This is a genomic window from Microbispora sp. H11081, from assembly GCF_012999535.1.
Lineage (GTDB): Bacteria > Actinomycetota > Actinomycetes > Streptosporangiales > Streptosporangiaceae > Microbispora.
The window spans coordinates 164,524-174,729 of record NZ_JABBWV010000015.1; the positions used below are offsets into that span (position 1 = coordinate 164,524).

Annotated in this window: 10 protein-coding genes; 8 read left to right on the forward strand and 2 right to left on the reverse strand. The window is 72.3% G+C overall.

All coding sequences use genetic code 11. From position 1 onward, the window contains the following. Positions 1-18: 18 nt before the first annotated feature. The 4 genes from HHX31_RS28710 to HHX31_RS35840 are packed head-to-tail and all read left to right on the forward strand — an operon-like array spanning position 19 to position 3,816. The gene (locus HHX31_RS28710) at positions 19-1,290 is read left to right on the forward strand and encodes an ABC transporter permease (RefSeq protein WP_169952021.1); all 1,272 of its coding nucleotides are present in this window, start codon (positions 19-21) and stop codon (positions 1,288-1,290) included. Continuing rightward, entirely contained in the window at positions 1,287-1,676 is a 390-nt protein-coding gene (locus HHX31_RS28715) for a cytidine deaminase (protein WP_169952023.1), read from the forward strand. The genes HHX31_RS28710 and HHX31_RS28715 overlap by 4 nt, the downstream gene beginning before the upstream one ends. Positions 1,677-1,686: 10 nt before the next feature. After that, entirely contained in the window at positions 1,687-2,973 is a 1,287-nt protein-coding gene (locus tag HHX31_RS28720) for a thymidine phosphorylase (protein WP_169952025.1), read from the forward strand. A 24-nt stretch (positions 2,974-2,997) separates the two neighbouring features. Continuing rightward, positions 2,998-3,816, forward strand: a complete 819-nt coding sequence (locus HHX31_RS35840; protein WP_169952027.1) for a VOC family protein — start codon at positions 2,998-3,000, stop codon at positions 3,814-3,816. A 34-nt stretch (positions 3,817-3,850) separates the two neighbouring features. On the opposite strand, the gene HHX31_RS28730 is transcribed toward HHX31_RS35840, so the two are convergent. Further along, positions 3,851-4,315 carry a MarR family transcriptional regulator gene (locus HHX31_RS28730; RefSeq protein WP_311932283.1) on the reverse strand — a complete coding sequence of 155 codons (465 nt, stop codon included), beginning with the start codon at positions 4,313-4,315 and terminating at the stop codon, positions 3,851-3,853. Positions 4,316-4,417: 102 nt separating this feature from the next. Here HHX31_RS28730 and HHX31_RS28735 point away from each other — a divergent pair, with 102 nt between their 5' ends. Continuing rightward, positions 4,418-5,836 (forward strand): MFS transporter, encoded by a 1,419-nt coding sequence (locus HHX31_RS28735; protein ID WP_169952031.1) that lies wholly within the window; start codon positions 4,418-4,420, stop codon positions 5,834-5,836. A 111-nt stretch (positions 5,837-5,947) separates the two neighbouring features. Here the strand turns inward: HHX31_RS28735 and HHX31_RS28740 are convergent, their stop codons facing one another. Beyond that, on the reverse strand, positions 5,948-7,921 hold the full coding sequence (locus HHX31_RS28740) for a hypothetical protein (RefSeq protein ID WP_169952033.1): 1,974 nt from the start codon (positions 7,919-7,921) through the stop codon (positions 5,948-5,950). A 157-nt stretch (positions 7,922-8,078) separates the two neighbouring features. On the opposite strand from HHX31_RS28740, the gene HHX31_RS28745 reads away from it, so the two are divergent. The 3 genes from HHX31_RS28745 (at position 8,079) to HHX31_RS28755 (ending at position 10,180) form a co-directional block, all read left to right on the forward strand. Continuing rightward, a complete protein-coding gene (locus tag HHX31_RS28745; protein WP_169952035.1) occupies positions 8,079-8,432 on the forward strand; it encodes a cupin in 354 nt (117 codons plus the stop codon). A gap of 81 nt (positions 8,433-8,513) precedes the next feature. Beyond that, positions 8,514-9,602 carry an adenosine deaminase gene (locus HHX31_RS28750; RefSeq protein ID WP_169952037.1) on the forward strand — a complete coding sequence of 363 codons (1,089 nt, stop codon included), beginning with the start codon at positions 8,514-8,516 and terminating at the stop codon, positions 9,600-9,602. Further along, positions 9,599-10,180, forward strand: a complete 582-nt coding sequence (locus HHX31_RS28755; RefSeq protein WP_169952039.1) for a hypothetical protein — start codon at positions 9,599-9,601, stop codon at positions 10,178-10,180. The genes HHX31_RS28750 and HHX31_RS28755 overlap by 4 nt, the downstream gene beginning before the upstream one ends. The last annotated feature ends 26 nt before the right edge of the window (positions 10,181-10,206 follow it).

The following is a 10,206-nucleotide window of genomic DNA, read 5'->3' on the forward strand; positions in this document are numbered from 1 at the left end:
CGGAATCGAGGAGACGGCATGACGGCGACGGACCTCCCGGTCGACCGCCCGGTCGAAACGCCCCCGGCGCGGCGCTTCCGGCTGTCGGCGCCGGTCCTCCTGCTCGGCATGGCCGGGCTGCTGGTGCTGCTGTCGATCGCGCGGCTGGTGACCGGCGCGAACGACATCACCTCGGCGGGCACGGTCAGCGCCGCGCTCGGCCTCGCCGTGCCGATCGGGCTCGCCGGTCTCGGCGGCCTGTGGTCGGAGCGGGCCGGCGTCGTCAACATCGGCCTCGAAGGCATGATGGTGCTCGGCACCTGGTTCGGCGCCTGGGGCGCCATCCAGTTCCACAACCCCTGGGCGGGCGTGCTCGCCGGCGCCATCGGCGGGGCGCTGGGCGCGGCGATCCACGCCGTCGCCACCGTGACCTTCGGCGTCGACCACATCATCTCCGGTGTGGCGATCAACATCGTCGGCCTGGGCTTCACCCAATATCTGTCCCAGCTCGTCTTCGACGGCATGCCGGGCGGCGGGACGAAGAACTCGCCGCCGCTGCCCAAGATGGGCACGGTGAGCCTGGGCTTCCTCGACGACCCGCTGCGTACGGTCGAGGCCAAGCACTGGTTCGTGCTGTCGGACTTCGTGGGTGTGCTGCGGGGCATCACCCAGGGTGTGTCGTTGTTCACGATCCTGGCGATCCTGCTGGTCCCGCTGTCGGTCTACATCCTGTGGCGCACGCCGTTCGGCCTGCGGCTGCGGGCGTGCGGCGAGCGTCCGGTCGCGGCGGAGTCGCTGGGCGTCAACGTCTACCTGTACAAGTGGGCCGCCGTGATCGTCTCCGGCGTGCTCGCCGGCCTCGGCGGCGCGTTCCTGTCGATCGTGGCGGCGGGAATCTACCGGGACGGGCAGACGGGCGGCCGCGGCTACATCGGCCTGGCCGCCATGATCTTCGGCAACTGGCGTCCCGGCGGGCTCGCCGGAGGCGCGGCGCTGTTCGGCTACACCGACGCCCTCCAGCTCCGCCAGGGCGGAATCTCGGTGCACGCGCTGCTGCTCGTCGTCGCGCTGCTGCTCGCCGCCGTGGCGGTCTACCAACTCGTACGGCAGCGGCGCGGGGTCGCGGCCCTGATCACCGGGATCGTGGCGGTCGCGGTGTTCGTGGTGTTCGCCCTGACGGACACCGTTCCTGAGCAGTTCACCTCGTTCACCCCCCACCTGACCACGCTGCTGGTGCTGTCACTGGCCTCACAGCGGCTGCGCATGCCGGCGGCGGACGGCGTCCCGTACCGAAGGGGGCAGGCGAAATGAGCATCGACTGGGAGGCGCTGCGGGTCGCGGCCCGCGAGGCCATGGCCCACGCGTACGCGCCGTACTCCAAGTTTCCCGTGGGGGCGGCGGCGCTCGTCGACGACGGCAGGATCGTGACCGGCTGCAACGTGGAGAACGCGTCGTACGGCGTCGGGCTGTGCGCCGAGTGCGGGCTCGTCTCCGCGCTGCACGCGGGCGGCGGCGGCCGGCTGGTCGCCTTCACGTGTGTGGACGGCCACGGCGAACTGCTGATGCCGTGCGGGCGCTGCCGCCAGTTGCTGTTCGAGCACGGCGGCGCCGAGTTGCTGGTGGAGACGCCCGAGGGGCCGATGCGGATGGCGGACTTCCTGCCATTCGCCTTCGGGCCCGACGACCTGTCGCGATAGAGGGGGAAGTGTGGGGTTCGACGCGATCGAGGTCATCATCGCCAAGCGTGACCGCGGTGAGCTGCCGACCGCCCAGATCGACTGGGTGATCGACGCGTACACGCGGGGCGAGGTGGCCGACGAGCAGATGTCGGCGCTGCTGATGGCGATCCTGCTCAACGGCATGAACCGCAGGGAGATCGCGGACTGGACCCAGGCCATGATCAGGTCGGGGGAGCGGATGGACTGGTCCGCCCTCGACCGGCCCACCGCCGACAAGCACTCCACCGGAGGGGTCGGCGACAAGATCACCCTGCCGCTCGCCCCGCTCGTCGCCGCCTGCGGGGCGTACGTGCCGCAGCTGTCCGGGCGGGGCCTCGGGCACACCGGCGGCACGCTGGACAAGCTGGAGTCGATCCCCGGCTGGCGGGCGTCGCTGTCGAACGACGAGATGCTCGGCGTGATCCGCTCGGCCGGGGCCGTCGTGTGCGCGGCGGGCGCGGGCCTCGCCCCTGCCGACAAGAAGCTCTACGCGCTGCGCGACGTCACCGGCACTGTCGAGTCGATCCCGCTGATCGCCTCCTCGATCATGTCGAAGAAGATCGCCGAGGGCACGGGGTCGCTCGTGCTCGACGTGAAGGCGGGCTCGGGCGCGTTCATGAAGAACGTGGACGACGCGCGCGAGCTGGCTCAGGCGATGGTCGAGCTCGGCACCGACGCCGGGGTGCGCACGGTGGCCCTGCTGACCGCCATGGACCGGCCGCTGGGCCTCAAGGTGGGCAACGCGCTGGAGGTGGAGGAGGCCGTTGAAGTGCTAGCCGGAGGCGGCCCCGCCGACGTGGTCGAGCTCACCGTACGGCTGGCGCGGGAGATGCTGGAGGCCGCCGGGGTGCAGGACGCCAGGGACCCCGAGGAGGCGCTCAAGGACGGCTCGGCGATGGACGCCTGGCGGCGCATGATCATCGCGCAGGGCGGCGACCCGGACGCGCCGCTGCCGAAGGCCGCCGAGTCCGCCGTGGTCACCGCTCCCGCCTCCGGCACGCTGCGCACGCTCGACGCGCTCAAGGTCGGCCTGGCGGCATGGCGGCTCGGCGCGGGGCGGGCCCGCAAGGAGGACCCGGTCTCGGCGGGCGCGGGCGTCGTCCTGCACGCCAAGCCGGGCGACGCCGTACGCGAGGGCGCGCCGCTGCTGACCCTCTACGCCGACGCGGCCGGCCGGTTCGACCGGGCGCTCCAGGCACTCGACGGGGCGTACGAGATCGGCGCGGACGGCGGCGTGGACCTGCTGCCGCTGGTCATCGACCGCCTGACGGCCTGAGACACCCGTCCCGCAGGGAGAACCGTGCCCGAGCACCGAGGCATCCGGCAGGTCGAGATCGGCGTCGCCGACCTGGCGCGCTCGCTCGACTTCTACCGCGACGTGCTGGATCTCACCCCCGTGGACGGCCCGTCCCGGGGGCAGGGCGTCGCCTGGCTGGCCGCGGGGCCCGCGCTGCTCAAACTGGTCGAGACGGGCGACGGCGACCTCGGCGGCTGGGTGAACGACGACCTCCAGCGCGGCATCCGGCACATCGGCTTCAAGGTGGGAGACGTCGACCTGCGGGCGGAGCGCGTGCGCGACGCCGGGGCGCCCTTCACACTGCCGCCGCTCGACGCGGTCGGCGGCGTGCGCATCGCGTTCTTCCAGGACCCTGACGGCGCCCACCTGGAGATCACCTCCGGCTATCTGCGGTATCACCGGGTCGCCTCGCCGGGGCCGGCCGAGCGGGAACGGCTGGCCGCGCTGGCCAGGCCGCGTACGGCGCCGCCGGTCTTCGACCACGTGGCGGTCACGTCCGCCGATCTCGGCGCCGCGCTGGCCTTCTACCGGGACACGCTGGGCTACGAGGTGATCGGCCAGATAACGCAGGACCAGGACCCGCGCGGCTTCCTGATCACCTATCTGCTGGCCGGGGAGGCGGTCCTGGAGGTGTTCACCTTCACCGCTCCGACGACCGCGAGCCCGTGGACCCCCGATCCGTGCCGGCACGGCTTCCGGCACGTCGCGGTAGCCGTGGAGGACCCGCAGGAGGAGGCCGCGCGGCTGGTGGCCGCCGGGGCGCGGGTCGAGGCGGACGGCCTGCTCGTCGATCCCGACGGCGTCCCTCTCCGCCCCTTCTGACCACGCGGGGACGCGCCGGTGTCTGTCTTTTGGGTCAGCGAGGGCGCGGGGCGTCGTCCGGGCCGGGAGGCACGCGGCCGGCGTTCACGAGGTGCGGGGACAGGTGCGCGGACAGGACGGCCCGGTGGGTGGCGATCGCCTCCGCGTGCCTCCGCCGGCCTTCCTCGGTGACGTGGACGAACACGCCGCGCCTGTCCGCCTTGCACATCTCACGGGTGACAAGCCCCTCGCGCTCCAGCCGTGCGATGAGGCGCGACAGCGCGCTCTGGCTGAGGTGGACCTGGCCGGCGAGTTCCTGAACGCGGAACTGGGCCGCCTCCGGCTCCGCGCAGGCCGGCTGTGCGTCCGTCAGGCGCTCCAGCACTTCGAACTCGCTCACGCCGAGCCCGTGCCTGTCGCTCAGCTCCCGCTCCAGGGCGCACGACACCTCGGCGTACCTGGCGAGCAGTTCGCGCCAGGCCGCGACCACGAAGCCGGTGTCGGTGCCGGTGTCGTTCACGTGAGACCGCCTTTCTCCGCGCACCATACCATGCGTACGCATTAGATGCACACGCATCAGTTGCTTGTGCATTTGATGCATGTGCATGTACCTTCCCGTTCCATGACTTCCTCCATCAAGGACGCGCGCTGGGGGGCCCGCCTGTGGGGTACGCTCACCGTTCTTTGCGCCGTCGTGTTCCTCGACGCACTCGACGTGTCGATGGTCGGGGTGGCGCTCCCGTCCATCCAGGCTGAACTCGGCATGTCCACCTCGTCGCTCCAGTGGGTGGTGAGCGGCTACGTGCTGGGGTACGGCGGTCTGCTGCTGCTCGGGGGCCGGACCGCCGACCTGCTCGGGCGTCGCCGGGTGTTCCTGGCGGCCCTGGTCGTCTTCGCGGTCGCCTCACTGCTCGGCGGGCTGATGAACGACGGGACGCTGCTGATCGCGGCCCGGTTCGTGAAGGGCGTCAGCGCCGCGTTCACCGCGCCGGCCGCGCTGTCCATCATCACCACGACCTTCGCCGAGGGCCCCGCCCGCAACCGGGCCCTGAGCATCTTCACCGCCTGCGGTGCCAGCGGATTCTCACTCGGGCTGGTTCTCTCCGGTGTGCTCACCGAGATCGGATGGCGCTGGACGTTCTTCATGCCCGTGCCGGTCGCCATCGTCGCTCTGGTGGCCGGGGCGCGACTCCTCGAACGGGGTGAGGAGCGCGGCGAGGGCGGCCACGACCTCCTCGGCGCCGTGACCATCACGGCGGCCATGCTGCTCCTGGTCTTCGCCGTGGTGGAGGCGCCGGAGGCGAGCGTGGCGCGCACCGTCCTGTCGCTCGCCGGGGCCGCCGCCCTGATCTGGCTGTTCGTCTGGTGGGAGGGCCGGGTCAGGCATCCGCTGGTCCGGCTCGGCATCCTGCGCTCCGCGCCGCTCGCCCGGGCCAACATCGGCCTGGTCATCCTGTTCGGGTCGTACGTCGGCTTCCAGTTCGTGGCCATGCAGTATTTCCAGAACCTGCTGGGCTGGAGCGCGTTGCAGACCGCCCTCGCGTTCCTGCCCGCGGGGCTGCTGGTCGCGCTCACCTCCACCACGATGGGCGGGTTCGCCGACCGCTTCGGCACCCCGCGCCTGATCGTGGCGGGCTCGGTGGCGCTGCTCGCCGGCTACGCCGTGTTCCTGCGGGTGGACCTCCACCCCCGCCTGCTCACGCTGGTGCTGCCGGGAATGGTCCTGCTGGGCCTGGCGTTCGCGCTGTCGTTCCCTTCGCTCAACATCCAGGCGACCGCCGGAGTCGACGACGAGGAGCAGGGGCTCGCCTCGGGCCTGCTGAACACCTCCGGCCAGGTGGGCGGAGCAGTGGTCCTGGCGATCGTCACCGCCGTCCTGACCTCGGGGGCGGACGGCGGTGACCCGATCGCCCGGTTCCGGGCCGCGATCCTGGTCTCGGCCGGGTTCGCCCTCGTCGGCCTGGCCGTCGCCCTCACCGGGCTCCGGTTCGGGCGGCAGCGGGTCGCGGCGCGGGAGGAACCGGTGCCGGAGGCGGTCTGATCCGCCCACCGGCCGGAAGGGGCGTCCCGGTCCTCGGGACGCCCCCTTCGTCCGTTCTCCTGGGCGTGGGGGCGCGGCGTGGGCGGCGTACGGCGTGGGGGCGCCGGGTGGTCAGCGCAGCGCGCCGGGGACCCAGAGGGCGGGCACGCCGCCCGCCTCGTCCATGTCGATCGGCTTCGAAGCCCCGGTGCGCACGTCGACGGCGTGAAGGGAGTATTCCATCTCGTATTCGCCGTCTCCGGGCCGCTCGGCCTCGACGATCACCTCGTGGGCGCTCGCCCAGCCGTGCAGGGCGATGACGTGCGCGTCTCCGGGAAGGGCGGCCTCGTGCCGGGTGAGCACCCGGCCGGTGGCCGTGTCGAGGGTCGCCACCAGGCCGTGGTCGTCCTCGCGGGGATGGGCGCGCTCGGCCGCGACGGCGAGGGCGCGTCCGTTCGGGGAGACGGCCACGCCGGCCTCGATCAGCCCGGGGTCGATCGGCACACGGCTCAGCGTCCGCCCGTTCGGCCGCATCCGCAGCAGTTCGGTGGTGCTGATCCGGCCGGGAGCCGCGTCGGTGTCCCAGGTCGCCGTGCCCGTCACCGTGCCGTCGTCGCCGACCGCCAGGACCCGCATCCGCCGCGGCAACGTCGAGACCCGGTAGTCGGCGAGGTTCTGCACACGTGGCGAGATCGCTTCGGCGGCCTGGCCGAAGTCGGCGGCCATCCACCGGCCGCCGGGCGAGATGACGAGGCGGGCGGCCGCCCGGGACGTCTCGTCGCTGAGGGAGACCATCCCGGTCCTCCGCACCGTCGTGTCGAGCCGGTCGAAGACGACGAAGTCGGACGACGCCTCGCTGAAGTAGGCCACGTGGTCGCCGTCCCCGCTGATCGCGACGGGAGGCTTCCCGTCGTCGCCGATGCCGGGGTACACGTCCACCATGCGCCATTGCTCGCCCGTCGTCATCACGAGCCGCCATTCGGCGCAGCCGTCGTCCGCGGGCTTCCCGGTGTCCTCGTCCCACGCGCAGGATCCCCGATAGGCGAAGCGTACGGGGGCGGGCAGGGAGGACGGCGGCGGACCGGGGACCGGCATGCTCGCGCCGGGGGAGCCGGGGGAGGCGCCCGTGTCCCGGCTCGCGCGCTCGGCCACGCCGGCCGCGACGAACGCGATGGGGACGACGACCAGGGCGGCGAGCGTGACGCTCATGCCGGTGACCAGGGAACGGCGCCGTGTGCCGTCCCGGCGGCCGGCCTTCCCGGCCTCGGCGGTGAGGGGGACGGGGTCGAGCGCGGGCATCGCCGCGGACAGCGCGGACAGTTCACGGCGCAGCGCCGCTTCCCACGGGCCGTCGTCTCGCGACTCGCCGGCGTCCACGGGGGTGGGCGAGGGCGTGGCGTGGTACGGGTCCGGTGCTCCGGCGGCCTGCCCCACGCCGTACGGCGAGGCCGGGGGGAAGGGCACTCCATCCGTCGGCGCGGCCCAGGACGTCGGCGCGGCGGGGGTGAAGGCCGCATCCGACGGCGCGGCCCAGGATGTCGGCGCGGGCTCGGTCACCGTGCCGGCGGCGCTCCCGGCGCTGTCCGTGCTGTCCGCGCTGCTTGCGTTGTCCGCGCTGTTTGCGCTGTCCGGGGCCGTCCCCCCGGCGAACGAGGCGGGAAGCCGATGGCGCAGTTCGGCGACGGCGAGCACGGTCTCGGTCCTGGCCGGTTCCGCGGCCATGCGGCACAGACCGGCCGCCTGCCAGAAGGAGTGCCCGTCCTGGAAACAAGCCACGACCAGGGCGCGGCGGCGCGGCGTCAGCCCGGTCAGCGCCTCCGCGAGAGCCGCCGTGCCCGTGCCCGGAGTGAAGATCGGCTGCGTGCCGCGCCGGCGTGCGGCCCGGTGGGCTCGCGGGCGCTTCAGGTAGGCCCGATACAGCGCCTCCCGGGCGACATGGGCGGGGAACGACCAGCGTACGGCGCTCCACCGCGCCGCGACCGCCGAGAGCGCGGTCACCACGAGCCCACGGGCGGCGGCCGGGTCTCCCGTCAGCGCGAGAGCCGTACGGGCGAGTGGCTGGGCATGGTCGGCGGCGAAGGCGTCGAAGCCAGGCAGGTCTCTCATCACGGCTCCCCGTCCGCGCGGTGAGGGTGCGTGCCGTGTCCGGTGGTTCCCATGTCACTTGAGCCCGGCGGTCCCTCTCGCCACTCCAGCCGCTCAAGCGTAGTGGGGAGTCGGGCAAATGACATGATTTCGGGGTTGAACTGACAGACTGGTCGGCATGGTCAGGAGGATCGAGAGCCCCACCCGCATCCCGGTGCCGGGCGGCAAGGTCATTGACGAGTACGTGGGCCGCGTCAACAGCGGCGACGAGCAGGTCTCCATCGCGCACATGGTGGCGCCGCCCGGATGGGAGGAGCCCGCGCAGACCCCGGAGTTCGCCGAGTACACGCTCGTGCTGAAGGGGTCGGTCGTCGTGGAGCACGAGGGCGGCACCACGGTGATCGAGGCGGGCCAGGTGTTCGCATGCGAGCCCGGCGAGAAGATCCGCTACACCTCCGGGCCGGCCGGCGCCGAGTACGTGGCGGTCTGCCTGCCCGCGTTCTCCCCGGACACCGCCAATCGCGAGGAGTGAGAATCGGCAGGTCTCGGCGATCCGAAGCCGTCCGGTCCCTGGCTAGGATTGCCGGACGTACGAGCGTGGGAGGAGGGTGGCATGAGTAAGCTGCCCGATCTGGAGGAGATTCGCAGGGCGCCCAAGGTGCTCCTGCACGACCATCTCGACGGCGGGCTCCGTCCCGGGACGATCGTCGACCTCGCCGGTGAATGCGGCCACGTTCTGCCCACCTACGACCCCGGTGAGCTGGCGGCCTGGTTCAGGGACGCCGCCGACTCGGGCTCGCTGGAGCGCTACCTGGAGACGTTCTCGCACACCGTCGGGGTGATGCAGACCCGCGAGGCGCTGGTCAGGGTGGCCGCGGAGTGCGCCGAGGACCTGGCGGACGACGGCGTGATGTACGCCGAGGTGCGCTACGCGCCCGAGCAGCACACCTCGCAGGGCCTGTCGCTGGACGAGGTCGTCGAAGCCGTGCTCGAAGGCTTCCGGATCGGCTCCGCCGGGCCCGACGGCCGGCCGCGGATCAGGGTGGGCACGCTGCTGACGGCCATGCGCCACCAGGCCCGCTCCATGGAGATCGCCGAACTCGCCGTACGCTATCGGGACCTCGGTGTGGTGGGGTTCGACATCGCCGGAGCCGAGGCCGGTTATCCGCCCACCCGGCACCTGGACGCGTTCGAGTACCTCCAGCGGGAGAACGCCCACTTCACGATCCACGCGGGGGAGGCCTTCGGGCTGCCGTCGATCTGGCAGGCCATCCAGTGGTGCGGCGCCGACCGCCTGGGCCACGGCGTACGGATCATCGACGACATCACGGTGGCGGACGACGGCGAGGCGAAGCTCGGCAGGCTGGCGGCGTACGTCCGTGACAAGCGGATCCCGCTGGAGATGTGCCCGACGTCGAACCTGCAGACCGGGGCCGCCCCGTCGATCGCCGAGCATCCGATCGGCCTGCTGCGCCGCCTCTACTTCCGGGTGACGGTCAACACCGACAACCGGCTGATGAGCAGGACGAGCCTGTCGCAGGAGTTCGCCAGGCTGGTGGACGCCTTCGGCTACGACTGGGACGACCTGCAGTGGTTCACGGTCAACGCGATGAAGTCGGCGTTCATCCCGTTCGACGAACGGCTCGCGCTGATCAACGGCGTCATCAAGCCCGGCTACGCGCAGATGAAGTGGCGCGCATGAAACCCGAGATCTACCGGTCGAAGCTGGCCTGGGTCTGCGGCTGGGCCTGGATGGTGTTCACCGCCTGGAACGTGTGGGACCTGTTCGCCCGGGGGAGCATGCCCAGCGCGCTGATCGCGGGCGCGGTGCTAGGCGTCATCACCGCGCTGGTCTTCGTGATGGCACTGCGGCCCGCCATCGTGGCCGAGCAGGGCGGCGTACGGGTGCGCAACGTGCTGAAGAACGCCTACATCCCATGGAGTGGCGTGGACGACGTGTCCGTGGCCAGCGCCATCGTGATCGAGTCCGGGGACACCACGGTGCGGTGCTGGACGCCCCAGTCTTCGGCGCGGGAGCGGGCCAGGGCCGCCGGGCGGGCCGCGAAGGCGGCCAAGTCGGCGAACCGGGTGGAGCGGGCGACCGCCGAGGCGGTCGGCGCCAGGACCCACGCCGACTGGGTGGCCGCCCAGCTCACCGAGATGAGCCGGACCCGCAGGGAAAGCTCCTCGGGCGAGACCCGCGTCACTTGGTCGCCATCCGCCCTGGCAGCCATCGCCGCCGCGTTAGCCCTCGTAATAGCCGCCATCATCGCCTCCTAACCCCACCCCACCCCCCACCCCCCACC

Bases quoted from the DNA above. Each gene is read 5' to 3' on its own strand.
- HHX31_RS28710 (WP_169952021.1), top strand. From the start codon at position 19: ATGACGGCGACGGACCTCCCGGTCGACCGCCCGGTCGAAACGCCCCCG.
- HHX31_RS28715 (WP_169952023.1), top strand. From the start codon at position 1,287: ATGAGCATCGACTGGGAGGCGCTGCGGGTCGCGGCCCGCGAGGCCATG.
- HHX31_RS28735 (WP_169952031.1), top strand. From the start codon at position 4,418: ATGACTTCCTCCATCAAGGACGCGCGCTGGGGGGCCCGCCTGTGGGGT.
- HHX31_RS28740 (WP_169952033.1), bottom strand. From the start codon at position 7,921: ATGAGAGACCTGCCTGGCTTCGACGCCTTCGCCGCCGACCATGCCCAG.
- HHX31_RS28745 (WP_169952035.1), top strand. From the start codon at position 8,079: ATGGTCAGGAGGATCGAGAGCCCCACCCGCATCCCGGTGCCGGGCGGC.
- HHX31_RS28750 (WP_169952037.1), top strand. From the start codon at position 8,514: ATGAGTAAGCTGCCCGATCTGGAGGAGATTCGCAGGGCGCCCAAGGTG.
- HHX31_RS28755 (WP_169952039.1), top strand. From the start codon at position 9,599: ATGAAACCCGAGATCTACCGGTCGAAGCTGGCCTGGGTCTGCGGCTGG.